Origin of the sequence: Arhodomonas aquaeolei DSM 8974 (assembly GCF_000374645.1) — a bacterium.
Taxonomy (GTDB): Bacteria; Pseudomonadota; Gammaproteobacteria; order Nitrococcales; family Nitrococcaceae; genus Arhodomonas; species Arhodomonas aquaeolei.
In genome coordinates this window covers 1-23507 of the sequence record NZ_KB894803.1, presented here as the reverse complement: position 1 = coordinate 23507, position 23507 = coordinate 1, and the positions used below count along the sequence as shown (strand labels likewise).

22 protein-coding genes are annotated in these 23507 nt (G+C 68.0%); 8 read left to right on the top strand and 14 right to left on the bottom strand.

Annotated elements, in window-relative coordinates:
• Nucleotides 1-33 precede the first annotated feature (33 nt).
• Genes C516_RS0105945 through glyQ form a run of 4 tightly spaced genes read right to left on the bottom strand, consistent with a single transcriptional unit; the run spans nucleotide 34 to nucleotide 4380 of the window.
• Nucleotides 34-831 (bottom strand): lysophospholipid acyltransferase family protein, encoded by a 798-nt coding sequence (locus C516_RS0105945; RefSeq protein ID WP_018717445.1) that lies wholly within the window; start codon nucleotides 829-831, stop codon nucleotides 34-36.
• Nucleotides 828-1376 carry a D-glycero-beta-D-manno-heptose 1,7-bisphosphate 7-phosphatase gene (gene gmhB, locus C516_RS0105940; protein ID WP_018717444.1) on the bottom strand — a complete coding sequence of 183 codons (549 nt, stop codon included), beginning with the start codon at nucleotides 1374-1376 and terminating at the stop codon, nucleotides 828-830. Before gmhB ends, C516_RS0105945 begins: the two co-directional genes overlap by 4 nt.
• A gap of 2 nt (nucleotides 1377-1378) precedes the next feature.
• Nucleotides 1379-3481 carry a glycine--tRNA ligase subunit beta gene (glyS, locus tag C516_RS0105935; RefSeq protein ID WP_018717443.1) on the bottom strand — a complete coding sequence of 701 codons (2103 nt, stop codon included), beginning with the start codon at nucleotides 3479-3481 and terminating at the stop codon, nucleotides 1379-1381.
• A complete protein-coding gene (gene glyQ / locus C516_RS0105930) occupies nucleotides 3478-4380 on the bottom strand; it encodes a glycine--tRNA ligase subunit alpha (protein WP_018717442.1) in 903 nt (300 codons plus the stop codon). The genes glyS and glyQ overlap by 4 nt, the downstream gene beginning before the upstream one ends.
• Before the next feature lie 313 nt (nucleotides 4381-4693).
• On the opposite strand from glyQ, the gene glnA reads away from it, so the two are divergent.
• The 4 genes from glnA (at nucleotide 4694) to ntrC (ending at nucleotide 9430) form a co-directional block, all read left to right on the top strand.
• Nucleotides 4694-6109 carry a glutamate--ammonia ligase gene (gene glnA / locus C516_RS0105925; protein ID WP_018717441.1) on the top strand — a complete coding sequence of 472 codons (1416 nt, stop codon included), beginning with the start codon at nucleotides 4694-4696 and terminating at the stop codon, nucleotides 6107-6109.
• Nucleotides 6110-6210: 101 nt separating this feature from the next.
• A complete protein-coding gene (locus tag C516_RS0105920; protein ID WP_018717440.1) occupies nucleotides 6211-6801 on the top strand; it encodes a DUF4124 domain-containing protein in 591 nt (196 codons plus the stop codon).
• Nucleotides 6802-6980: 179 nt separating this feature from the next.
• Nucleotides 6981-8027 (top strand): nitrogen regulation protein NR(II), encoded by a 1047-nt coding sequence (glnL, locus tag C516_RS0105915; RefSeq protein ID WP_018717439.1) that lies wholly within the window; start codon nucleotides 6981-6983, stop codon nucleotides 8025-8027.
• Entirely contained in the window at nucleotides 8024-9430 is a 1407-nt protein-coding gene (gene ntrC, locus C516_RS0105910; RefSeq protein ID WP_018717438.1) for a nitrogen regulation protein NR(I), read from the top strand. Before glnL ends, ntrC begins: the two co-directional genes overlap by 4 nt.
• A 64-nt stretch (nucleotides 9431-9494) precedes the next feature.
• On the opposite strand, the gene C516_RS0105905 is transcribed toward ntrC, so the two are convergent.
• The 9 genes from C516_RS0105905 to C516_RS0105865 all read right to left on the bottom strand — a co-directional run bounded on the left by C516_RS0105905 (nucleotide 9495) and on the right by C516_RS0105865 (nucleotide 18969).
• Nucleotides 9495-10616 carry an AAA family ATPase gene (locus C516_RS0105905; RefSeq protein ID WP_018717437.1) on the bottom strand — a complete coding sequence of 374 codons (1122 nt, stop codon included), beginning with the start codon at nucleotides 10614-10616 and terminating at the stop codon, nucleotides 9495-9497.
• Between the two features lie 72 nt (nucleotides 10617-10688).
• Complete coding sequence (locus tag C516_RS0105900) at nucleotides 10689-11729, bottom strand: aliphatic amidase (RefSeq protein WP_018717436.1); 1041 nt, start codon at nucleotides 11727-11729, stop codon at nucleotides 10689-10691.
• Between the two features lie 79 nt (nucleotides 11730-11808).
• The gene (gene urtE, locus C516_RS0105895) at nucleotides 11809-12504 is read right to left on the bottom strand and encodes an urea ABC transporter ATP-binding subunit UrtE (protein WP_018717435.1); all 696 of its coding nucleotides are present in this window, start codon (nucleotides 12502-12504) and stop codon (nucleotides 11809-11811) included.
• Nucleotides 12497-13240, bottom strand: a complete 744-nt coding sequence (urtD, locus tag C516_RS0105890; protein WP_026320976.1) for an urea ABC transporter ATP-binding protein UrtD — start codon at nucleotides 13238-13240, stop codon at nucleotides 12497-12499. Before urtD ends, urtE begins: the two co-directional genes overlap by 8 nt.
• Nucleotides 13241-13242: 2 nt before the next feature.
• Nucleotides 13243-14379, bottom strand: a complete 1137-nt coding sequence (urtC, locus tag C516_RS0105885; protein ID WP_018717433.1) for an urea ABC transporter permease subunit UrtC — start codon at nucleotides 14377-14379, stop codon at nucleotides 13243-13245.
• Between the two features lie 12 nt (nucleotides 14380-14391).
• On the bottom strand, nucleotides 14392-15261 hold the full coding sequence (urtB, locus tag C516_RS0105880; protein WP_018717432.1) for an urea ABC transporter permease subunit UrtB: 870 nt from the start codon (nucleotides 15259-15261) through the stop codon (nucleotides 14392-14394).
• A gap of 54 nt (nucleotides 15262-15315) precedes the next feature.
• Nucleotides 15316-16554, bottom strand: coding sequence for a transporter substrate-binding domain-containing protein (locus C516_RS0105875; RefSeq protein WP_040409289.1), 1239 nt, complete (start codon nucleotides 16552-16554; stop codon nucleotides 15316-15318).
• A 584-nt stretch (nucleotides 16555-17138) separates the two neighbouring features.
• Entirely contained in the window at nucleotides 17139-17771 is a 633-nt protein-coding gene (locus tag C516_RS18760) for an ANTAR domain-containing response regulator (protein ID WP_018717430.1), read from the bottom strand.
• 22 nt (nucleotides 17772-17793) lie between these two features.
• Nucleotides 17794-18969, bottom strand: coding sequence for a transporter substrate-binding domain-containing protein (locus C516_RS0105865; RefSeq protein WP_018717429.1), 1176 nt, complete (start codon nucleotides 18967-18969; stop codon nucleotides 17794-17796).
• Nucleotides 18970-19222: 253 nt separating this feature from the next.
• Between C516_RS0105865 and C516_RS0105860 the strand changes: the two genes are divergently transcribed.
• From C516_RS0105860 to C516_RS0105845, 4 genes are all read left to right on the top strand, one after another.
• Entirely contained in the window at nucleotides 19223-20074 is an 852-nt protein-coding gene (locus C516_RS0105860) for a sulfurtransferase (protein WP_018717428.1), read from the top strand.
• Entirely contained in the window at nucleotides 20071-20745 is a 675-nt protein-coding gene (locus C516_RS0105855) for a hypothetical protein (RefSeq protein ID WP_018717427.1), read from the top strand. The genes C516_RS0105860 and C516_RS0105855 overlap by 4 nt, the downstream gene beginning before the upstream one ends.
• 67 nt (nucleotides 20746-20812) lie before the next feature.
• Complete coding sequence (locus C516_RS0105850) at nucleotides 20813-21277, top strand: tRNA (cytidine(34)-2'-O)-methyltransferase (protein WP_018717426.1); 465 nt, start codon at nucleotides 20813-20815, stop codon at nucleotides 21275-21277.
• Between the two features lie 30 nt (nucleotides 21278-21307).
• Nucleotides 21308-22711: an FAD-binding oxidoreductase gene (locus C516_RS0105845; RefSeq protein WP_018717425.1), complete on the top strand. Its 1404-nt coding sequence runs from the start codon at nucleotides 21308-21310 to the stop codon at nucleotides 22709-22711.
• Nucleotides 22712-22723: 12 nt separating this feature from the next.
• Here the strand turns inward: C516_RS0105845 and C516_RS0105840 are convergent, their stop codons facing one another.
• Nucleotides 22724-23320, bottom strand: coding sequence for a DUF6708 domain-containing protein (locus C516_RS0105840; RefSeq protein ID WP_156831145.1), 597 nt, complete (start codon nucleotides 23318-23320; stop codon nucleotides 22724-22726).
• Nucleotides 23321-23507: the final 187 nt, after the last annotated feature.

Sequence of the window (23507 nt, the reverse complement as noted above, 5' to 3'; positions counted from 1 at the left end):
GGCGCTGGCGCCGGGGTTTTCGTTTTAAATCAATTATTTACTCTGTTTACCCGTGTCAGTCGCGCCCTTCGTGCGCCGTTCGTAGGGCGTGCCGGGATACCCCAGCGCGGACAGCGCGGCGGTCTCCCGCTCGATCCACGCCTCCACCTCCGTCATGACCTCGTCCGGCTTTCGCCCCGCGCTCTCGATCGGCGGGCCGATACGCACGCGCACCGTGCCCGGACGGATGTGCCAGCCGTCCCGGGGCCAGTGTTCGCCGGCGTTGTGGGCCACCGGTGTGATCGTGCTGCCGGTCTCGCAGGCGAGGATGGCGCCGCCCGCGCGGTAGCGTGCCTTGTGTCCGGCGGGCACCCGTGTCCCCTCCGGATAGACGATGACCCACTGGCCGTCGGCGAGGCGTGCACTGCCCTTGCGGACCACCTGGCGTACGGCGTCACGCCCGGCCCCGCGGTCTATACCGATGGGCCGCAGCAGGCCGAAGGCCCAGCCGAACACCGGCAGCCACAGGAGCTCGCGCTTGACCACCCAGGTTTGCGGATAGAATAGCCGTACCAGCGCTACCGTCTCCCAGGCGCTCTGATGCTTGGCCATGACCACGCCGGGCTCCGACGGGATGTTTTCCCGCCCTTCGATCTCCTCGGTAATACCCGCGCTGACGCGCAGCCACACGCGCACCCACCAGCACCACCGGCTGATGAACCAGTAGCGCCAGCGGAACGGGAGCACCGCCGTGAACAGGCTGAGCAGACCCCAGAGCACCACCGAGATCACCACGCCACTGCGGAAGATGATCCCCCGCAGGAGCTTGGGAGTGGCCGTTTTATCCGTCATGTGCCGTCACCCGAGGCGATGATCGCCTCCGCAGCCGATGCCAGGTCGTCGAACACCGGGGCGTCACCGGCCGCGCCCGCGGCGACCGTCGTCTCACCCTTGCCGGTACGGACCAGTATCGGCCGGGCGTCCGCCGCGCGCGCCGCGTCCAGATCGCGCGCGCTGTCGCCGACGAGGTGGGCACCCGCCACCGGCCGGCCGAGGCGGCGTGCAACCTGGTGGAGCAGCCCCGGGGCGGGCTTGCGGCAGTCGCAGCCGTCATCCGGGCCGTGGGGGCAGACGAAGATGCCGCGAAGGTCCCCGCCGGCGGCACGGATCGCCTCCAGCATGCGCGCGTGTATCGCGTCCAGGTCCGCCGGCGTGATCAGTCCCCGCGCCACCCCGGACTGGTTCGTGCAGACCACCACATCGAAGCCACAGCGGTTGAGCCGGGCGATCGCCTCCAGGCTGCCGGGGAGCGGCCGCCACTGCGCCGCCGTGCGGATGAAGGCCTCGGAGTCGGCGTTGATCACGCCGTCCCGGTCGAGGATCACGAGGTTGGTCACCGTCAGGCGCTCCCCGGCAGCTGCGAGACGTCGGCGACGCGGAGGAACGAACCGGACAGCCGGTCCAGCAGCGCAAGGCGGTTGCGGCGTACCGCCTCGTCGTCCGCCATCACCATGACGTGCTCGAAGAACCGGTTGACCGGCTCGTTCAGCCCCGCCAGGTGCGCCAGGGCGGCGGCATAGTCCCCCGCCGCCACCTGGCCGGCCACGACGGTCTCCGCCTCGGCCACCGCCTCGTCGAGTGCCCGTTCCTCCGCCTGCTCGAAACGCGCCGGATCCGGTGCCGGCAGGGCACCCGCCGCCTCGCCGGACTTGCGCAGGATATTGCGGATCCGCTTGTTCGCCTCGGCCAGGCTCGCGGCCTCCGGCCGGGCCAGGAACGCCTGGCACGCGCGCAGCCGGCGGTCGAAGTCCGGTATCCCGGCGGTCGCCTCCGCGCCTCCGGTGACCGTGCGCACGGCGGCGAAGACCTCCGCGGGCACGCCGTCGTCGAGGTAATGCGCCCGCAGGCGTTCCAGACAGAAATCGACCACCGGGGCGACCTGGGCGTCACCGTCGAGCCCCCCGGGGAGGTTGTCCGCGGCGGCCTCGAAGAGCGCGTGCAGGGGAACGTCGTGTCCGCCCTCCAGCAGCGAGCGCACCAGGCCCAGGGCCGCGCGGCGCAGCCCGAACGGGTCCTTGGCGCCGGTGGGCGCCTTGCCCACCGCGAAGATCCCGACCAGCGTGTCCGCGCGTTCGCACACCGCGAGCAGTCGCCCCAGCGCGGAGGCGGCCACCGTGTCGCCGGCCGCGCGGGGCTGATAGACCTCGTCCAGGGCCTCCGCGACCGCCGCCGCTTCACCGTCCTCCCGGGCGTAGTAGCGGCCCATGACGCCCTGGAGCTCCGGGAACTCATCGACCATCTCCGTGAGCAGATCCGTCTTCGCCAGCCAGGCGGCGCGCTCCGCCTGCGCCGCGTCGGCACCGAAGGCCGGGGCGAAACGCCGTGCCAGGGCGGCGACCCGGGCGCTCTTGTCGTAGAGCGTGCCCAGTGCCTTCTGGAAGACCACCGCGCCGAGGTCGTCCACCCGGTCCGCCAGCGGCGTGCGCCGGTCCTGGTCCCAGAAGAACGCCGCATCGGCGAGCCGCGGCCGGATCACGCGCTCGTTGCCCGCCACCACCGCCGACGGATCGCGGCTTTCGATGTTCGCCACGGCGATGAAGCGCGGCAGCAGCCGGCCATTCTCGCCGCGGACCGGGAAGTACTTCTGATGCCCCTCCATGCTGGAGACCAGGGCCTCCTCGGGCACCCGCAGGAACGCCTCGTCGAAGCTGCCCGCCAGGGCGACCGGCCACTCCACGAGGGCTGCGACCTCCTCGAGCAGGTCCTCGCGCACCTCCGCGCTGCCCCCGATCGCCCGAGCCGCGGCCTCCACCTGCTCGCGGATGTAGTCTCGCCGCGCCTCGAAGTCCGCGATCACGTAGCCCGGATCGCGCAGGCGCTCGGCGTAGTCCGCCGCCGTCACCGGTATCGTGTCCGGGTGGTGGAAGCGGTGGCCACGGCTCTCACCGCCGCTGGCGAGCTCCAGCACCTCCATCGGCACCACCGCGTCGCCGAGCCGGACCACCAGCCAGTGCACCGGCCGCACGAAGGCCGCGTCGCTGTCGCCCCAGCGCATGCGCTTGGGGATGGGCAGCCGCACGAGGGCCTGATCGATGATCCCCGGCAGCAGCGCCGCGGTCTCGCGGCCGGGTTCGACACCGCGGTAGCCCAGGCGCTCACCCTTGTCGGTATCCATGCGTTCGAGTGCCTCCACCGCCACGCCGCAGGAGCGTGCGAACCCTTCCGCGGCCTTCGTGGGATTGCCCTCGGCATCGAAGGCCGCGGCGATCGCGGGCCCGGCGCGCTCAATGGCGCGGTCCGGCTGGCGGGCCGCCACCGAGGCGATCGTCACCGCGAGCCGGCGCGGGGTGCCGTAGGCGCGGTGGGCGCCGCGCTCGACGCCGGCCTGGTCCAGTCCCGCCGCGACCTCGTCGGCGAAGCGGGTCATCAGCTCGTGCAGTGCCGCCGGCGGGAGCTCCTCGGTGCCGAGCTCGACGAGCAGGTCCTCTCGCGCGTCAGTCATGCGGAACGATCCTCTGCGGTGTTCGACAGCGGGAAGCCCAGCGCCTCCCGGGTGGCGTAGTAGCCCTCGGCAACGGCGCGGGCAAGTGCGCGTACGCGCAGGATGTAGGCCTGGCGCTCGGTCACCGAGATGGCATGGCGTGCGTCCAGCAGGTTGAAGGTGTGCGACGCCTTCAGTGCCTGCTCGTAGGCCGGCAGCGGCAGCCCCGCCTCGGCCAGGCGCTGGCTCTCGTGCTCGCAGGTGTCGAACCAGCGGAACAGGCTCGCGACGTCCGCGTGCTCGAAGTTGTAAGTCGACTGCTCGCGCTCGTTCTGCAGGAACACGTCACCGTAGGTCACCGTGCCCGCCGGGCCCTCGGTCCAGATCAGGTCGTAGACGCTCGCCTTGTCCTGGAGGTACATGGCAATGCGCTCCAGTCCGTAGGTGATCTCCCCGGTCACCGGCCGGCAGTCCAGTCCCCCTGCCTGCTGGAAGTAGGTGAACTGGGTGATCTCCATGCCGTTGAGCCAGACCTCCCAGCCCAGACCCCAGGCGCCGAGAGTCGGCGACTCCCAGTTGTCCTCGACGAAGCGGATGTCGTGCACCAGCGGATCGACGCCGAGGGCCTTCAGCGAACCCAGGTACTGCTCCTGGATGTCCGCCGGCGAGGGCTTGAGCACCACCTGGAACTGGTAGTAGTGCTGCAGCCGGTTCGGGTTCTCGCCGTAGCGTCCGTCGGTCGGCCGGCGGGAGGGCTGGACATAGGCGGCGTTCCAGGGCTCGGGGCCGATCGAGCGCAGGAAGGTCGCCGGGTGGAAGGTACCCGCGCCCACCTCCATGTCCAGCGGCTGGAGCACGACGCAGCCGCGCTCGGCCCAGTAGCGCTGGAGTTCCAGGATGAGCTGCTGAAAGGTGATCATTGCGTTGCCGTCCGACTCCGTACCGTGGATGGCCCCGGCGGGGGCCGGGAGAAAATCGCAGAGTATACCGCGGGCTGCGACGGGCGGGACAGTGGCGTACGATTGCCGGGACGGGCGCCCCGTGACCGGTTATGCACTGTTATTGGGCGCACCTCATAGGTGCGTGTATCGTTTTGGTGCAATCGGGTTGGTGGTGATGCACGCTACCGGCCCGTGAACCGCGCTGGAATGCCCTGACACCGTGGTGAAGCCCTCTGGCACGATTTCTGCTAACTTCACCGCGGGTAAACGTATGCACCATGGAGGCAAGACTATGTCCCGCACCGCCGAGGACGTCCTCAAGCTGATCGAAGACAACGACATCAAGTTCGTTGACTTCCGCTTCACCGACTCGAAGGGCAAGCAGCAGCACGTCACCGTGCCCGCGCACACCATCGAGGAGGATACCTTCGAGTCCGGCAAGATGTTCGACGGTTCGTCCATCTCCGGCTGGAAGGGCATCAACGAGTCCGACATGATCATGCTGCCGGACCCGGAGACCGCGGTCATCGACCCCTTCTACGAGGAGCCGACCGTCAACCTGGTCTGCGACATTATCGAGCCCAGCACCATGCAGGGCTACGAGCGCGACCCGCGCTCCATCGCCCGCCGCGCCGAGGCCTACCTCCAGTCCACCGGCGTCGGCGACGTGGCGATGTTCGGCCCGGAGAACGAGTTCTTCGTCTTCGACGACGTGCGCTGGGGCGCCGACATGAGCGGCAACTTCTACAAGGTCGACTCCATGGAGGCCCAGTGGAACTCCGAGCGCGTCTACACCGATGGCAACATGGGCCATCGTCCGGGCGTGAAGGGCGGCTACTTCCCGGTGCCGCCGGTGGACAGCCTTCATGACATGCGCTCGGCCATGTGTCTCGCCCTCGAGGAGATGGGCCAGACCACCGAGGTTCACCACCACGAGGTGGCGACCGCCGGCCAGTGCGAGATCGGCAGCAAGTTCAACACCCTGGTGAAGAAGGCCGACGAGGTCCAGACCCTGAAGTACGTGGTGCACAACGTCGCCCACGCCTTCGGCAAGACCGCGACCTTCATGCCCAAGCCGCTGGTCGGTGACAACGGCAACGGCATGCACGTCCACCAGTCCATCGGCAAGACCGGTGACGCGCTGTTCGCCGGCGACCAGTACGGCGGCCTCTCCGAGACCGCGCTGTACTACATCGGCGGCATCATCAAGCACGCCAAGGCGATCAACGCCTTCGCCAACGCCTCGACCAACAGCTACAAGCGTCTGGTCCCGGGCTTCGAGGCGCCGGTGCTGCTGGCCTACTCCGCGCGTAACCGCTCGGCGTCCGTGCGTATCCCCTGGGTGTCCAACCCGAAGGCGCGGCGCATCGAGGTCCGTTTCCCGGACAGCACCGCGAATCCGTACCTCGCCTTCGCGGCGATGCTCATGGCCGGCCTGGACGGGATCGAGAACAAGATCCACCCCGGCGACGCCATGGACAAGGACCTCTACGACCTGCCCCCCGAGGAGGAGGCCGAGATCCCGAAGGTGGCGTTCTCCTTCGAGGAGGCGCTGGAGGCGCTCGACAAGGACCGCGCGTTCCTCACCAAGGGCGGCGTGTTCACCGACGACGCCATCGACGGCTACCTCGAGCTCAAGGGCGAGGAGGTCCAGCAGCTGCGCATGACCACGCACCCGGTGGAGTTCGATCTCTACTACAGCGTGTAAACCGCGTCTGCCTGTGCGACGGGCCGCTCCGGCGGCCCGTCGCCGTTACGCCGGGTGCCCCCGGGTGGCGCATCGGGGTTCAAAGCCGCTACATTGGCGCCATGAGCGTACCAACCGTCTCCCGCCTGTCCGTTCTCTGCCTGTCCGCCATCCTGATGGCGGCGGTCGCGGCGCCCGCCGCAGCCGACGTCTACCGCTGGGTGGATGATCAGGGCCAGGTCCACTTCAGCGACGAGCCCCACGAGGGGGCCGATCCGGTCGATGTCGGCGAGCCCACGGTGGTGGAGTCGCTGCCGACGCCCAAAGGGGCGGCGACCTCGGAGGACGGCGCGGATGCCGGCGATGACGACGATGCGGGCGGCGACGGCGACGCGGCGGCGCAGACGCAGTGGCACATCGCCATCGCTGCGCCGTCGGACGAGGCCACCGTGCGGGACAACCGGGGCCGGATCCAGCTCGTGCTGGACGTGCGTCCCCGCCTGGCCGACGATCAGCACGTACTGGTCCTGGTCGACGGCAGCCCCTCCAAGCAGGGGCCGTTCACCGCCAGCGACATCACCCTCACCGACCTCGATCGGGGCGCCCACGAGCTCCAGGTCCTGCTCCGGAACGACGACGGGCGCGTGCTCGCACGCAGCTCGACGGTGACCGTCTACCTGCACCAGGCGTCCCGGCTGTTCCGTAACCGCTGACCTGACCCGCACGCCTTATTCGGGGGCACGGCCCTTGAATCCCGCATCGGTGTGCACAATTATGGTGCATATGCCTGCCGCGCAGGTGCCCAATCCCCGCCGTGCAAGGGATTGCGCCGGTCGGCGCGTTTTTTGCTACCCCCTTTGATGGACCCGTATCGGGGCAGACAGGGACATGCATGGAGACCAAAGTGGCGCAGGAGCCCATCGTCGAGTACCTCACCACGGCCATCGTGGTGCTCGATGCCGGTAACCGCATCGTCGACATCAACCCGGCGGCTGAAAGCCTGCTGCGTATCAGTGCACGCCAGATCCGCGGGATGGGGGTGGACGAGGCGCTGCCGGGACTGAACGGCATCGCCGAGGCCCTCTCCCGGGCCCGTGAGCGCGGCACCAGCTTCACCGACCGCGAGCACCAGATCGCGCTTGCCGGTGAGCTGGTGACCCTGGACTGTTCCGTGACCCCGCTGCCCGACGGCGGCCTGCTGCTGGAGCTCGCCCAGCTCGACCGCCACCTGCGCATCAGCCGCGAGCATCAGCTGATCTCCCAGAACCGGGCGATCCGCGAGCTGATCCGCGGTCTCGCCCACGAGATCAAGAACCCGCTCGGCGGCCTGCGCGGCGCCGCCCAGCTGCTCCGGCGCCAGCTCGACGACGACGCACTGCGCGAGTACACGGACGTCATCATCAGTGAGGCCGATCGCCTGCGCGGCCTGGTCGACGGCCTGCTCGGACCCAATACCCAGGCCCAGCGCAGCCCGGTGAACATCCACGAGATCCTCGAGCGCGTGCGTCACCTCGCCAGTGCCGAGGCGCCGGAGGGCGTGACCTTCGTGCGCGACTACGACCCGTCGATCCCGCCGCTGGACGCCGCCCGCGACCAGCTCCTGCAGGCGCTGCTCAACCTCGTGCGCAACGCGCTCCAGGCGGTCGGCGACCACGGCCAGATCACCCTGCGCACCCGCACCCAGCGGCGCTTCACCATCGGTGATGTCCCCCATCGGCTGGTGGTACGTGTGGACATTATCGATAACGGCCCGGGCATCCCCCCGGACCTCATCGAGCGCATCTTCTACCCCATGATCACCTCCCGGCCCGAGGGGACCGGGATCGGTCTGCCCATCGCCCAGAACCTGGTGGCCCAGCACGGCGGGCTCATCGAGTGCTCCAGCGTGCCCGGGCGCACCGAGTTCACCGTGTGGCTGCCCCTGGAGGACGCCGAATGAGTGCCGCCGAACGCATCTGGATCGCCGACGACGATCGCTCCATCCGCTGGGTCCTCGCCCGCGCGCTGGAGGCCGACGGCCTCGCGGCGGAGGGCTATGCCAGCGCCGAGGAGGTCCTCGCCGCGCTCGAGCACCGTCGCCCGGACGTGATCGTCACCGACATCCGGATGCCCGGCATGGATGGCCTGGCACTGCTGGAGCGCCTGCGCGGCGTCGCCCCCGAGGTGCCCGTGATCGTGATCACCGCGCACAGCGACCTGGACGCCGCGGTCTCCTCGTACGAGGGCGGGGCCTTCGAGTACCTGCCCAAGCCCTTCGACGTCGAGGAGGCGGTGGAGCTCGTCCGCCGCGCCCTCGCCGCCGCCCGCGAACGTGCCCCGAGGGCGGACGACGCCGGGCCGGTGCCGGAGATCATCGGCGAGGCGCCGGCGATGCAGGAGGTCTTTCGCGCCATCGGCCGGCTGTCGCGCTCGCATATCACGGTCCTCATCAACGGCGAGTCCGGGACCGGCAAGGAGCTGGTCGCCCGCGCCCTGCACCGGCACAGCCCGCGCGCGGACAAGCCCTTTATCGCCCTGAACATGGCCGCCATCCCCCGCGACCTCATGGAGTCCGAGCTCTTCGGTCACGAGCGCGGCGCCTTCACCGGTGCCCACCAGCAGCGCCGCGGGCGCTTCGAGCAGGCGGACGGGGGCACGCTGTTCCTCGACGAGATCGGCGACATGCCCGCCGAGCTGCAGACGCGGCTGCTGCGGGTCCTCGCCGACGGCGAGTTCTACCGTGTGGGTGCCCACACCCCCATGCACGTGGACGTGCGCATCATCGCCGCGACCCACCAGAACCTGGAGCGCCTGGTCGAACAGGGGCGATTCCGCGAAGACCTCTTCCATCGCCTCAACGTGATCCGGCTGCACGTGCCGGCGCTGCGCGAGCGCGCCGCCGACGTCCCCTCTCTCGCGCGTCATTTCCTCGCCCGCAGCGCGCGCGAGCTCAACGTCGAGCCCAAGGTCCTGACCCCCGCCGTCGAGCGGCGGCTCGCCGCTCTGCCCTGGCCCGGCAACGTGCGCGAGCTGGAGAACACCTGCCGCTGGCTGACCGTGATGGCCAGCGGCCGCGAGATCCATGAAGAGGACCTGCCCCGCGACCTCAACGAGGAGAGCGTGGCCGAGACCGCCGGCGGCCAGTACGGCAGCTGGGAGGAGGCGCTCACCGCCTGGGCCCGGACGGTGGCCACCGGCCCCGAGCCGGAGGCGCTCGCCCAGGCCCACGACCGCTTCGAGCAGGTCATGATCCGCGCCGCGCTGGAGCACACCGCCGGCCACCGCCAGGAGGCCGCACGGCTGCTGGGCTGGGGCCGCAATACCCTGACCCGCAAGATCAAGGAGCACGGCCTGGAACTCTAGGGAAACGCTGAGCCCCTTCCCGCGGCCGGGTCCCGGCGTCTGCGCGGCGTTTCGCCAACGGGGCCTACGGCATCCGGAAACGCACGCCCCCGTCGCCGTGCTCGGCCACGTAGGTGGTCAGTGTCCGGGCGTCCTCGTCCGGCCGGTGATGATTGAGCAGGTATTCCGCGAAGGGCACCTCGATCTGATGGCGGACAGCCCGCCGCAGGGAACGGGCGCCGAACTGGCGGTCGAATCCCGCGCGGGCGACATGGCTCAGTACTGCCGGCCGTGCCTCCAGACGGCAGCGATGCTTGAGCAGCCGGCGGTTGAGTCGCTCGACCTCGAGTGCCACCAGCCGTTCCACCAGCTCCGGTTCGATCCAGTTGAACACCGTGATGTTGTCGATCCGGTTGACGAACTCCGGGGTGAAGGCCCGCAGGAGCTTGTCGCGGACGATCTCCTCCACCCGACGATGCCGGCGCCGTGTGCTCGAAGGCAGCCAGCGCCGCAATCCACTCTGCCGGCGCTGCTCGTCGCGCTGTATCTCCCGGGCCCCCAGGTTGCTGGTCATGAATACCAGGGCGTTACGGAAGCTGTAGGTCCGCTCGCCGGAGGCGACCGTGAGCAGGCCGTTGTCGAATACGTTGAGCAACGCCTGGAGCACCTCGGGGCTGGCCTTCTCCAGCTCGTCGAAAAGCACGATCCCCGGGCGGCCGTGGTCGCCCTCGAGACGGTCCTGATCCAGCAGCGTGTTGCCCTCCTTGGCCCCGACGTAACCGGGAGGGGCGCCGGTGAGGGCCGCCGCGTAGTGCTCCTGGGAGAGCGTGTTCATGTCGACCCGGCAGAACGCGTCGGCATCGCCGTGCAGGGAGCGCGCCAGCGACCGGACCACCTCCGTCTTGCCCACCCCGGTCGGGCCGAGGAACAGCGCGGTGAACAGCGGCCGGCGGGGGTCGGTTATGTCGGCGCGTACCACCTTTAGGATGTCCTCCACCGCGCGCAGGGCGTCGTCCTGGCCGATGATCTCGTTCCGGAGGGTGCCCATGACCGTGTCGACGTCGAAACGGAAGCGGCTCTCCAGCGTGGACTGACTCGCCAGGTGCGCCTGTACGACGTCCTCGCCGGCGGCGTTCTCCGCTTTCAGCGCGCTGCGCTGGGCCTGTTCCCGGTGGCTGTTCTCCAGCATGTCATTGATGAACGGCATGCGCGGGGCTCCTGGTGCCTGCGGGATTACGGTTCCCGGCCCGCAGGCCGGGAACACGCGGGGGTGGCCTCGTCAGGCCTCCTTTTCCTCGGCGTCGTAGGGGATACTGCCGACCGGGCACTGGGCGACGCCGGCCTTGCGCCGGGTGATCGCCTCGACGTCCTCGCGGGCCTTCTCGGCGTCCTTAACCCAGGTCCGGTAGAACTCGAAGGGACAGTCCGCGACGCCCCTGTCCCCGTCACCCGAGGCGTGCATCCCGGTGTAGCCGCGGTGCAGGATCTTGAACAGGTGGTTCTGGGACTGGTCGTTCGCGCGCGCATCGCGGATCTCGGACACCGAGAGCTGGGCGTACTGGATGCCCATCTCCTCCTCGCCGCATTCGCCGAGTGAACGGCCGTCGAAACCGATGATCGCGGAATGGCCGAAGTAGCTGTAGACCCCGTCGAAGCCGCTGGCGTTGGACACCGCGACGTAGGAGTTGTTGGCCCAGGCCATGGTCTTGGACATCATCACCTGCTGCTCCTTCGCCGGGTACATGTAGCCCTGGCAGCGGACGATGAGCTCGGCGCCCTTCATGGCGCAGTCGCGCCAGATCTCCGGGTAGTTGCCGTCGTCGCAGATGATCAGGCTGACCTTCAGGCCCTTGGGACCCTCGCTGACGAAGGTCTGGCCGCCGGGGTACCAGCCCTCGATCGGGCACCAGGGGATGACCTTGCGGTACTTCTGGACAATCTCGCCCTTGTTGTCCATGAGGATCAGGGTGTTGTACGGGTTCTTCTTCGGATGCTCCTCATGGCGCTCGCCGGTGAGCGAGAACACCCCCCAGGTATTGGCCTTGCGGCAGGCCCTGGCGAAGATCTCGGTCTCCTCGCCGGGGACGCTGCTCGCCGTGTCCATCATCTCCTTCGGGTCGTACATGATCCCGTGGGTGCTGTATTCCGGGAAGATCACCAGGTCCATGCCGGGCAGGCCCTGCTTCATGCCGACGACCATATCGGCGATCTTCTCGGCGTTCTCCAGGACCTCGGCCCGGGTGTGCAGCCGCGGCATCTTGTAGTTGACGACCGCGACCCCGACCGTGTCCTTGCTGCTGGAAATGTCACCGTGACGCATGTTGTCACTCCTCTCTCTTGGTGCGCTTGGAGGCGATTGGGCACGTCGGCCCGTTCGTTTTCCGCCGTGTCCGGGCGGTTCAGAAGGTGAGATACCGTTCCGCGACCTCGTCGGTGAGCTCCTCGCCGTGGCCCGCCACGGCCACACGGCCCTTGTCGAGGACGATGAAGTGGTCCGAGGCCCTGCGTGCGAAGGGGATGTTCTGATCGACCAGCACGACGGTGATGCCGAACTCCCGGTTGAGCCGCAGCAGTACCTGCTCGATCTCATGGACGATGTTCGGCTGGATACCCTCGGTGGGCTCGTCGAGGAGGAGGACCCTGGGGTCCATGGCCAGTGCCCGCGCGATCGCGAGCTGCTGTTGCTGCCCGCCGGACAGGTCGCCGCCGCGGCGGTCGAGGAATTCGCGGAGCACGGGGAACAGCTCCAGGATGTGTCCGGGGAGGTCCCGGCGCCCGTCCCTGCGGGTGTAGGTCCCCATGACGATGTTCTCGCGCACGCTGAAGCGCGGGATCACCTCGCGGCCCTGGGGGATATAGCCGATGCCGCGGCGCGCCCGTTCGTGAGTGGGCAGCCGGCCAAGGTCCTCGCCGCGGAACGACAGCCGCCCGGAGATGCCGTCGGTCAGCCCCATGACGGTGCGCAACAGCGTGGTCTTGCCCACGCCGTTGCGGCCGAGCACGCTCACGAAGCTCCCCTCGGGAACCGTGAAGCTCACGTCCTGGACGATCGGACTCTTGCCGTAATAGGAATACAGGGCCTGCGCCTCAAGCATCGTCGCCTCCGTTTGCCAGGTACGCCTCGCGCACGGCGGGGTCGTTCTCCACATCGGCGATGCTGCCCTCGGCGAGCAGCGTCCCCATGTCCATGACCGTCACCGTCTCGGCGATCTCGCGCACGAACCCCATGTCGTGCTCGACGACGATCATCGTGTGACTGCCCTTCAGGGCGTTGAATATGCCCGCGGTCTTGTGGGTCTCCTGTATGGTCATCCCGGCAGTGGGCTCGTCGAAGAGGATCAGCCGGCTGTCCTGCATCAGCAGCATGGCGATCTCTAGCCACTGGGTCTGGCCGTGGGATAGGTTGCCGGCGCGCGTGTGCAGCTCGCCGGTCAGCTCCACGAGTTCGAGGACCTCCGCCATGCGGCCGCGCACCCGTGAGCGGAACACACCCAGTGCGCTGAGTACGCCGGGGTGCTGGGACCGGGCCACCTCGAGGTTTTCGCAGACCGTTAGATCCCTGAAGACTGCCGGTGTCTGGAACTTGCGGCCGATGCCGCAGCGGGCACGCTGGTATTCCTTCAGGCCGGTGATGTCGCGGTCATCGAAGACTACCCGGCCCGCGGTTGGCAGTGTCTTGCCGCAGATCAGATCGAGCGTGGTCGACTTCCCCGCGCCGTTCGGGCCGAGCAGGCAGCGCAGCTCGCCGAACTTCAGGGACAGGTTCAGGCCGTCCACGGCGCGAAGCCCGCCGAAATGCACGCCCAGTTCCTTAAGTTCGAGATGCGCCATGACTACTGCCCCCCCTGCTCGCCGGCCCGGGCCGGCACGGCGCCGGCGCCTGTCGGGAGCGCCTTGCCCGTGCTGTTGCGGTGACGGCGCAGCCGCTCGTGGAGCCTGGTGGCAATTCTGCGGAATACGCCGAACAGGCCGTCGGGCATGAACAGCACGACGAGAATGAACGTGACGCCGAGGAACAGCGTCCAGCCCTCGACGAAGAGGTCCGAGAGCCGTCCCTCGAGGATGTTGACCACTATCCCGCCGAGCGCCGCCGCGACCAGGGAGTTACGGCCGCCGACCGCACACCAGATGACGATCGCGAGGCTGAACGGCACCCCCATGTAGGTTGGTGAGGCGAACTCCAGCACCAGGACGTAGAGCATTCCCGCCCAGCCGGCGATCATCGCGGAAATGCAGAACACCACCGTCTCGAAGCTCGAGACGTGGTAGCCGAAGAACCGCACCCGGTCCGGGTTCTCTTTGATCGCGCGCAGGATGAGTCCGACCTTGCTGCGCGTCAGTGCCACACACGCCGCCGTCGCGACGAGCAGGCACCCGGCCACGAAGTAGTAGAAGGCGGTGCTGTAGGGGTCCGCGGTCCAGCCCGCGAGCACCAGCGGCGCCAGCCCCGTCAGGCCGTTCTGGCCGCCCGTGTACATCTGGTACTCGACGAACACGAGCTGGATGGCGACCAGCAGTGCGAGGGTGATGATCGCCACGAACACCCCGGTGATGCGGCCGCGGAACATGAACGTGCCGATCACGCCCGCGACCGCCGCCGGGAGCAGAACGCCGGCGAGCAACGTTACCGTCAGGGAGTGGAAGGGGACCCAGAACCACGGCAGTGTCTCGACGTTGGTCCAGCCCATGAAGTCGGGAAGGCCGCCCGGGTTCGCCGCGCTCGCCCCGAGCTTGAGATGCATCGCCATGATGTAGGCGCCGATGCCGAAGGTCGCCGCCTGCCCGAGGTTGAGGATCCCCGCGTAGCCCCAGGACAGCGCCAGCGCCATGGCCACCATGCCGAGAGCGAGGTAGCGCGCAAAGGTGTTGAGCTCGAATCCGTCGAAGGACAGGTACCAGGGCACGGCGAGCAGCACCAGTGCGGCGAACAGTGCGTATCCGACGCAGTCGAAGCGGAAATTCTGGTTCATAGCGTGGCTCCCCTATCGCCGGATCCGGTCGGCGAACAGGCCCTGGGGCCAGAACCGGATAAGAACGATGATGGCCATCAGCACGGCGACCCGGCCGATGGTGTCGTTGAGCAGGAACGAGAACAGCGCGGTCGCCTCGCCCACGAGCCCGGAGGCCGCCGCCGTGCCCAGCAGGCTGCCCACCCCGCCGACGATCACCACCAGGAAGGCGTCCACCACGAGATTGGTGCCCATGCCGGGGGTGACACTGGCGAGCGGTGTGATGAGGGCGCCGGCGATGCCCGCGAGTCCGGCGCCGTATGCGAACGTCAGCGCATACACGCGCTCGGTCCGTATGCCGTAGCACTCGGAGATCTCGCGGTTCTGGATGACCGCGCGCAGCTTGGTCCCGAACTCGGTGCGCGTCATCAGATACCAGGTGGCAACGAGCACGGCTACCGAGAAGAAAAGAAGAAAAATCCGGTAGTTGGACATGTATACGTCGGCGATCCGCAGATTGCCGTCCAGCATCGCGGGGCGCTCGACGTAGCGGGAGTCGGGACCCGCGATCATGCGCACGAGCTGCTGGAGCACGATACCGACGCCCCAGGTGGCGAGGATGGTGTCCAGCGGCCGGTGATACAGCCAGCGGACCAGGCCGCGTTCGATGGCCAGCCCCAGCAGTGCGACGAATACGAATACCAGGGGCAGCCCGAGAAACAGCCCAATACCCAGAAAGCTCTGCAGGAACCAGGCGGCATAGGCGCCGAGCATCACGAACTCGCCGTGGGCGAGATTGATGACCCCCATCGCGCCGTAGATGATCGCCAGGCCCAGGGCGACCAGCAGCAGAATGGAGGCGGTGCTCAAACCGGTGAAGGCCTGATTGAAGAATACGTCCATAGTCCGATTCCCCGGTCGGGAGGCGGGCGCCACCGGCGCCCGCCCGTCCGGCCATTAGCCCTTGACGAGGCCCTCCGCGGTGCACGACTGGCCGTCGTAGGCCCAGTACGGCTCCGGGGCCACACGCTTGTCCGATTCGACCAGGACCCGGGCCTGACCGTCGCTCTGCCACTGCCCGATCTTCGGCCACAGGTGGGTGTGGAGATTGGGATCAATCTCGATCTCGCCCTGGGGGGCCGTGGTTCGCAGGCCCACCGCCGCGTCGCGGATACTGATCGGGTCGATGTCGCTCCTGGCGAGCTGCTCGACCGCCGCCTTGAACTGGTAGACCTGGAAGTAGGCGGCCTCGCTGACGAAGTGCGTGACCTGGTCGCTGCCGTAGCGTTTGAGATAGGCCTCGACGAAACGCTCGTTCGCGGCGGACTGGTGGGCCATGAAGTACGGTGCCGAGGAGAAATTCCCTGCGGCCGCCTCGCCGCCCATCGCCTTGACCTCGATCTCCGAGCGCGTGAGGCTCGCCACCGGCATCTCCCCCGGGTCGAAGCCCGCGGCGTGGAGCTGGCGCTGGAAGGCCACGTCGGAATCGCCGACCAGGGTGCAGAAGATCACGTCCGGCTCTTCGCGCCGGATCCGGTTGATCGCGGATCCGAAGTCCGAATGGCCCAGCGGCACGTACTCCTCGTTGGCGACCTCGCCGCCGAGGCGGTCCAGGAGGATCTTGCAGACGTTGTTCTCCTCCCGGGGATAGACGTAGTTGTTACCGATGAGATAGAAGCGCTTGCCGAATTTCTCGGCGAGCCAGGGCACGAATTCCTGCTGCTGCTGGTTGGGCACGGCGCCGCCGTACATGACGTTGCGCGAGCATTCTCGGCCCTCGTAGAGGGTCGGGTACCAGTAGAGGTTGTTGCGTTGCTCGACCACCGGGAGTACCGCCTGGCGGCTCGCCGAGGTGTAGGAGCCGAACACACTCACGCACTTGTCCCGTATCACCAGGCGCCGTACGCGGTCGGCGAATGTGGCCGGGTCGGAGGCGGGATCCTCCACGTAGGGCCGCAGTTTCATGCCGTTGACGCCGCCGTTGGCGTTGATCTCCTCGATCGCGAGCATGCACGCGTCGTGCAGCGTGCTCTCGACCACGGCGACCGGACCGGTCAGGGAGAAGAGCACGCCTACGGGGATCTCACCGTTGGCCGCGTGTGCCATGCCTTCGCCCTTGATCCAGATCCCGGGGAAGCCGGCGGCGCCGGCCGCACCGGCGGCGGCCACGCCCTTTAGGAAATTTCGTCGTTTCATTTCGGTACTCCCGGTTTTTCGTCCTGCGCGTATCCCGATCCAGCGGGAATGGCGGGCACAAAAAAAGCCCCTTGATCGGCAATTAACGAATGCCGGTATCAAGGGGCCGCGTTGCCCGTCTGGAGGCCGTCCCATCTGCATTGATGGGTCGGTTACAGTTACTTAAAGCACAAGGAGTGTGGTTTCGCAACCCCTTGTTGTGTATGAATTAAATTTCTTTTTTGGAGAAATTATGGCAATAGGATACCGCCGGGGATTTCGCCCCGTGAAAAAATCAACCGATTCCCGATTCCATGAAAAAGGCCTTCTCTGGCCGACATCTGGACGGCGCCGTTGCCGTCCCCGCATGATCAAGACTTGCGAATTGATCACCCGCGGTTCGATGTCATTGCCCGGTGGTCCGCTCCCCAGGCCGTACAGGGATATATCGTTTAATCAGTTTTTAGATCGTGTATTGCGAATTTCCGCAATAATCGACCCTCCCCGGCGAATGGCCGTGACGTTCATGGAAACCGTGACCGTTTCATACGCATTCCATATCCGTTTTCCGGTGACCATTTTGTTCCGGTGCCGCCGGTAAGCGGTCAGCGGGTCTTGTCCAGGTCCACCGTCTTGGCGCTGATATTGCCCAGGATGCCGTCCGCGTTGATGATCGCCTGGGCGATCTCCACCGTGGTCGCACGCTTGGCCATCGCCTGGCTCCGGATGATCGAGTACGCCTCGTCCTCCGGGATCTGGTGAAGCCGCATCAGGATGAATTTTGCCTGGCTCACGGTTTGGGTGTTCTTGACCTTCGCCTTGAGCTTGCTCAGCGCGCGTTGTGAGCGCCGGAAGTCGTCCCAGATCCGGCGCGCGAGCACCATGCTGCTAAGCACGCCCGAGGGCCGTAATGGCTTTGTCAGTACCGCGTCAGCGCGCATCTCCAGCAGGGCCTCGAGGACCGAGGGGTTCTCGTAGCTCACCACCCCGATCACGGTGGGGCGGTGTTCAACATCCTTGTCCACCAGCTGGCGCAGGGCCCGTGACGGGGATTCGGTCACCTCGATGAACACGAGATCCGCGTGCTCCGGCAACCGCTCGGGCAACGGCCATATCGCCTCGGCCTGGCACCCGATCCGCCGTACCTGCTGCAGCAGCTGCTCCGCGTGACTGTCCCGTGGGTGGAGTACGAGTACGCGCAGATTACGGATGCTCTTTATGATGTTGCTCGTTGCCATCAACTCCGCATCTTCGTTGCTGTCATGAGCGTCGGCGACGGCCCGGATGGGTGATGTCCACGCTCCAGTCGTTGAGCGCGGGGACCACGAGGTAAGGGTCTGGCTTGATCGCGCGCGGGAGCTCCCGCTCGACGACGTACTGGCCCGTCCGGTCCACGCGGGCGATGCGGGAGTGCAGGTAGGTGTGGTTGTTGTCGGGATCGATCTTCACGCGGCCCTGCGGCGCCTCGAATTCCGAGCCCCGCAGCACGTCGCGGAGCCGGTCGGTATCGGTACTCCCGGCCATGCGCAGCGCATTGGCGAACATGTGGACCTGGAAGTAGCTCGCCTCACCGCAGCTGGTCACGACCGTGTCGTCGCCGTAGCGTGCGCGGAAGCGCTTGAGGAAGGCACGGTTGGCCTCGGTTTCCAGGTTCTGGAAGTACGGTGCTGCGGTAATGTGGCCCGCCGCCGCCTCCGCCCCCATCGCCGCGACCTCGGACTCGCTGGTGGTCAGGCTGCCGATAGGCACGCTGGTCCCGTCGCCCGCGTAGGCGAGATAGGACTGGTAGAAGCGTACCGTGGCGTCGCCGACCACCGTGGAGAAGATCACGTCGGGGCGGAGGCGTTCGATCTCGGCGAGGATCGGCTGGAAGTCGTCCGCGCCCGCGTCGAGCTCGGTGTAGAACTCGCCGACCACCTCCCCCCCGGCCTGCCGGACGATGTTGCGCATCACCCGGTTGGACTCCCTGGGGTAGATGTAGTCCGAGCCCACGAAGCAGAAACGCTCACCGAAATTCTCCATCAGATAGCGGGCCAGGGGCACGCTGTTCTGGTTGGGGGCGGCGCCTCCGTAGATGACGTTGGGGGAGTACTCGAATCCCTCGTAGAGCGTCGGGTAGAAGAACAGGGCGTTGCGGCGCTCGACGACCGGCAGGACCTCCTTGCGCGATGACGAGGTGTAGCAGCCGATGATCACCTCGACGTCGTCCTCGGTGAACAGGCGCTCGGCCAGCTCGCCGTAGCGCTCCATCACGGAGCCCGGATCGTAGACGACCGGCTCGATTTCGCGGCCGTCGACACCGCCGGCCTCGTTGACCTCTTCGATCGCCAGTAACGTCGCCCGGAGCTGGGTTCGCTCAATGACGGCAGTCGTGCCTGTCTGCGAAAACAGGACCCCGAGCCGCCAGGGCTTCCCGGACTGGATATCCCTGCTCATTCCCTCGTGGTGCCTCCCAAAAAAAAAGCTCCCCGTCATCGACCGTCGCAGTGAACGGCCGTAGCAGACGAGGAGCTGCATTGCTCCGGATGCTGTGTCTTCGGTGCATTGCTGCCCGCCGTTGGGCATCGCACCGTTGACTGGAAGCTTGGCAAACAATTGTCATAAGTCAAGACGACGCCCTCTTGCACCGTGGCGGGGGGCGCATATCCTGAATGGATCGCTGAATCCGGGCTTTTTGCGGGAAGGTGCCATGCGCTGGACGACCCTCATCGACACTGACGAACTCCTCGCCGCCCCGGCGCGGGGCGACTGGGCCGTGGTGGACTGCCGCTTCGATCTCGCCGATCCGGAGGCCGGACGGCGGGCCTGGCAGCGGGCGCACATTCCCGGTGCCTTCCACGCCGACCTCGACCACGACCTCTCGGGGCCCGTGACCGGGAGTACCGGGCGTCATCCGCTGCCGGACCCGGATGCGCTGGTCGCCTGGCTCGAGCGTCACGGTATCGGCAACGAGACCCAGATCGTCGTCTATGACGACGGTCCCGGCGCCATGGCGGCCCGGTTCTGGTGGCTGATGCGCTGGCTCGGCCACGAGGCGGTAGCCGTGCTCGACGGCGGCCTCGCCGCCTGGCGCGACGCCGGCGGCGCGCTTACCGACGAGACCCCAGAGCCGTCCCACCGCAGCCGCTACCGCGCGCACCCGGGCTCCATGCCCGTGGTCGGTACCGAGACGCTGGCCGGCACCCTGGACGGGTTCTGCGTGGTCGACGCGCGCAGCCGCGAGCGTTATCGCGGTGACGCCGAGCCCATCGACCCGGTGGCCGGGCACGTGCCCGGGGCCCTGTCCCGTCCGGTCAGCGCCAATCTCGGCGACGACGGCCGGTTCCTGCCGGTCTCCGAGCTGCGCGGTCAGTGGAGCCAGATCCTCGACCGGGCGAGCGGCCGGCCGGTGGTGGCGATCTGCGGCTCCGGTGTCAGCGCCTGCCATCACGTGCTCGCCCTAGCTCACGCGGGCCTCGCGGAGGCCGCCCTCAATCCGGGCTCCTGGAGCGAGTGGATCCGCGATCCGAACCGGCCGGTCGCCACCGGGGAGGAGGCATGACGGCCGTGCGCGCCCGCCGGCACCTGGCCGCCGCCGCGGGCCTGGCCGCGGTGCTCGGCACCACCCCCGCGGTGGCCGCGGACCCGCTGTCCTTCTCCATGGACGTGGCCCACCAGCGCAGCGACCTCGACTACGATGACGGCCGCGAGATAGAGACCCGCGAGACCCGCGTCGGCGTCTCCCTGTGGGAGCCGCTGAGCGCCCACGTGGACGGTGGCCTGATCCTGGGCGTGAACCTGGTCACCCAGGACGGCGATCCGGCCACCGAGGGCGAGGACCTCACCGGCGGCTACGGCGGCCTGGCGGTCCGTGGCGAGTGGCCGCTGACGCGGACGCTGGCGGTTACCGGCGAGGCGGGCTGGCGCTACTACCGCGCGAGCGCGAGCCGTGATACCGGCGACATCACCCTCAGCCGTCACGAGGGCGATCTGCGTGCCGGGCTCGCCGCGGACCTCGATGCCGGCACCCTCTCTGGCGGCCTCCTCTACACGCTCACCGATGGCGAGCGCGAGATCGAGGACGTCGACACCCAGGGCTTCGATACCGACCACGCCGCCGGCGCCTACGCCGGGATATCGCTGGACACCGGCGGGGGCGGCCGGGTCGGCGTCGAGGCGGTTACCGGCCCCTGGAACGGCGTGCGGGTGGTATTCGCGCGGCGCTTCTTCTGAGTGCCGCTATTGCCCTGATCCGCGTGGGGCACCCGCCTCACCCGACCTTCGCCGTTACGGAACCCCGATGATCCACGTGATCCTCTACCAGCCGGAGATCCCGCCCAACACCGGCAATGTCATCCGGCTGTGCGCCAACACCGGGGCCCGGCTCCACCTGATCGAGCCCCTGGGCTTCACCCTGGAGGACGCCAAGCTCCGCCGTGCGGGCCTGGACTACCGCGAGTGGGCGAGCGTGCGCGTCCATGCCGATCTCGGCGCCTGCCTCGAGGCGCTGGGCTCGCCCCGCGTCTACGCCCTGTCCAGCCGGGCCGGGACGCGCTTCGACACCCCGGCGTTCGCCGCCGGCGACGCGCTGCTGTTCGGCCCGGAGACCCGCGGTCTGCCCGACGACGTCCTCGCCGGGCTGCCGCCGTCGCAGCGCCTGCGCCTGCCCATGGTGCCGGGCAACCGCAGCCTCAACCTGTCCAACGCCGTGGCGGTCACGGTCTTCGAGGCGTGGCGCCAACTCGGCTATGCTGGCGGGGAATAAACGATCCGAGACAACGAGAGTGTCCCCGTCATGAGCGCTGTAGAACCCCTGAGCTTCGGGCCGGTCGAGCCCGCCGTCGACGCGCTGCGCGAGCTGCTCGGCGAGCGCCTGTCCACCGCCACCGCCGTGCGCGAGCACCACGGTCACGACGAGTCCGGCTGGCCGGTGATGCCCCCGGACGCCGTGGCCTTTCCGCAGAGCACCGAGGAGGTCGCCGAGGTGGCCCGCATCTGCCACGCCCACCGTGTGCCGATCATCCCCTACGGCACCGGCACGGCGGTGGAGGGCCATGTGCAGGCCCTGCACGGCGGCGTCGCCGTCGACCTCTCCGGCATGAACCGGGTCCGGCGCGTGTCCACGGACGACATGGACGCCACCGTGGAGGCCGGCGTGACCCGCAAGCAGCTCAACGCGGAGCTGCGCGACACCGGGCTGTTCTTTCCCGTGGACCCGGGGGCGGACGCCTCCATCGGCGGCATGGTCTCCACCCGTGCCTCGGGCACCAATGCCGTGCGCTACGGCACCATGGCGGACAACCTGCTCTCGCTCACCGTGGTGCTGGTCGACGGCCGGGTCGTGCGCACCGGCGGGCGGGCGCGCAAGTCCTCCGCCGGCTACGACCTCACGCACCTGTTCACCGGCGCCGAGGGCACCCTCGGGCTGGTCACCGAGATCACCCTGCGACTGCACGGGCTCCCCGAGGCCACGTCCGCGGCGATCTGCGCCTTCCCCGACGAGGACGCGGCGGTGCGCACCGTGATCGAGACCATCCAGTGCGGCGTGCACATGGCGCGCATGGAGCTCATGGATGCGCTCCAGATGCGCGCGACCAACGCCTACAGCGGCCTGGACTACCCCGAGCGCCCGCACCTTTTCCTGGAGTTCCACGGCAGCGAGTCCGGGGTGCGCGAGCAGGCCGAGCTGGTCCAGGCCCTCGCCGCGGAGAACGGCGGTGCCGACTTCGCCTGGGCGGTCTACGAGGAGGACCGTTCCCGGCTGTGGCAGGCGCGTCACGACGCCTACCCCGCGGCGCTGCAGCTGCGGCCCGGCTGCCGGCCGCTGACCACGGACGTGTGCGTGCCGATCTCGCGGCTCGCCGAGTGCATCCGCGAGACCCGGCGGGACCTGGAGGCACTGCCGATGCCCTCGACCATCCTGGGCCACGTCGGCGACGGCAACTTCCACGTGATCATCCTCTGCGACCCGGACAGCGAGGACGAGCTCGCCCGCGCCAAGGCCGTCAACGAGGGGATCGTCTACCGCGCCCAGGACATGGAGGGCACCTGCACCGGCGAACATGGCATCGGCCAGGGCAAGATCGCGTACCTGCGCCGCGAGCACGGCGAGGGCGTGTCCGTGATGCAGGCGGTCAAGGACGCCCTCGACCCCCTCGGGCTGATGAACCCGGGCAAGGTACTACCGCCGCGGGCGTGAGCTGTTCGAAACTCACGCCTCGCCGCAGGCCTGGCGGATCTCCTGTGGCCATTGCACGTGGCGGCTGGTGAGCATGGAGATGAAGTGGCCGATGGAGAAAAGGGTGAGGAAAGGCGACATCAGGACCATGCGGACGATTGCCGGGCGGATGTTCAGGCCGCTGGCGTGATCACGGCGCATCTCGCGTAGGGGGAACCAGCGGAGGAAGGATTCCCTGAGCGAGAGCCGCTCGGAGAGGGTCCAGTCGGGTTCGGGGATGCTCTCGGACCCCTCCTCCATGAAGCGGCGGATGTACTCCCACCAGGCGAGACAGTATTCATAGAGCACGATCTGATCGCCGATCTCGACGCTGTCGTAATAGTGCTTCTGGTCCGGGGTGACGGCGATCAGGGTGAGCACGTGGTAGTCGGGCCGACCCCCCTGACGGCCCTTGTCCCGACCCTCGATGATCAGTGCTGCTATTTCGTCCCAGTCGTAGCTGCGGGGCCCGCCGAAGCGGGGGGTGTAGAACACGTGCACCTGTCGGGTGCGGCGGTTGAAGCGGATGGGGGCGTGGCGGTAGTTGAACCAGTCGTACATCAGGGGGGAATATAGAGCGAAAAGATCCACTCCTCCTCCCAGGATCACGATGACCCCGAGCGGGAAAAACAGAGACAGCCTTTGCGGGTCGGAAATAAGGTGGGAAATTAGCAAGAAAAAGGCATAGATCATAAGTATGTTGAGACCGATCAAAGGCAGTGCTATGCCCCCCGTCAGCATTCCACGGCCACACCTTTCCTTGTTGTGTGTGGTTTCG

Coding starts and splice junctions, on each gene's coding strand:
- glyS (WP_018717443.1), bottom strand. CDS start 3,481: ATGACTGACGCGCGAGAGGACCTGCTCGTCGAGCTCGGCACCGAGGAG.
- urtD (WP_026320976.1), bottom strand. CDS start 13,240: ATGGCGCATCTCGAACTTAAGGAACTGGGCGTGCATTTCGGCGGGCTT.
- C516_RS0105855 (WP_018717427.1), top strand. CDS start 20,071: ATGACGGCCGTGCGCGCCCGCCGGCACCTGGCCGCCGCCGCGGGCCTG.
- C516_RS0105860 (WP_018717428.1), top strand. CDS start 19,223: ATGCGCTGGACGACCCTCATCGACACTGACGAACTCCTCGCCGCCCCG.
- glnL (WP_018717439.1), top strand. CDS start 6,981: ATGGAGACCAAAGTGGCGCAGGAGCCCATCGTCGAGTACCTCACCACG.
- C516_RS0105850 (WP_018717426.1), top strand. CDS start 20,813: ATGATCCACGTGATCCTCTACCAGCCGGAGATCCCGCCCAACACCGGC.
- C516_RS0105875 (WP_040409289.1), bottom strand. CDS start 16,554: ATGAAACGACGAAATTTCCTAAAGGGCGTGGCCGCCGCCGGTGCGGCC.
- urtE (WP_018717435.1), bottom strand. CDS start 12,504: ATGCTTGAGGCGCAGGCCCTGTATTCCTATTACGGCAAGAGTCCGATC.
- urtC (WP_018717433.1), bottom strand. CDS start 14,379: ATGAACCAGAATTTCCGCTTCGACTGCGTCGGATACGCACTGTTCGCC.
- glnA (WP_018717441.1), top strand. CDS start 4,694: ATGTCCCGCACCGCCGAGGACGTCCTCAAGCTGATCGAAGACAACGAC.
- C516_RS0105920 (WP_018717440.1), top strand. CDS start 6,211: ATGAGCGTACCAACCGTCTCCCGCCTGTCCGTTCTCTGCCTGTCCGCC.
- C516_RS18760 (WP_018717430.1), bottom strand. CDS start 17,771: ATGGCAACGAGCAACATCATAAAGAGCATCCGTAATCTGCGCGTACTC.
- ntrC (WP_018717438.1), top strand. CDS start 8,024: ATGAGTGCCGCCGAACGCATCTGGATCGCCGACGACGATCGCTCCATC.
- C516_RS0105945 (WP_018717445.1), bottom strand. CDS start 831: ATGACGGATAAAACGGCCACTCCCAAGCTCCTGCGGGGGATCATCTTC.
- C516_RS0105845 (WP_018717425.1), top strand. CDS start 21,308: ATGAGCGCTGTAGAACCCCTGAGCTTCGGGCCGGTCGAGCCCGCCGTC.
- C516_RS0105905 (WP_018717437.1), bottom strand. CDS start 10,616: ATGCCGTTCATCAATGACATGCTGGAGAACAGCCACCGGGAACAGGCC.
- urtB (WP_018717432.1), bottom strand. CDS start 15,261: ATGGACGTATTCTTCAATCAGGCCTTCACCGGTTTGAGCACCGCCTCC.
- C516_RS0105900 (WP_018717436.1), bottom strand. CDS start 11,729: ATGCGTCACGGTGACATTTCCAGCAGCAAGGACACGGTCGGGGTCGCG.
- glyQ (WP_018717442.1), bottom strand. CDS start 4,380: ATGATCACCTTTCAGCAGCTCATCCTGGAACTCCAGCGCTACTGGGCC.
- C516_RS0105865 (WP_018717429.1), bottom strand. CDS start 18,969: ATGAGCAGGGATATCCAGTCCGGGAAGCCCTGGCGGCTCGGGGTCCTG.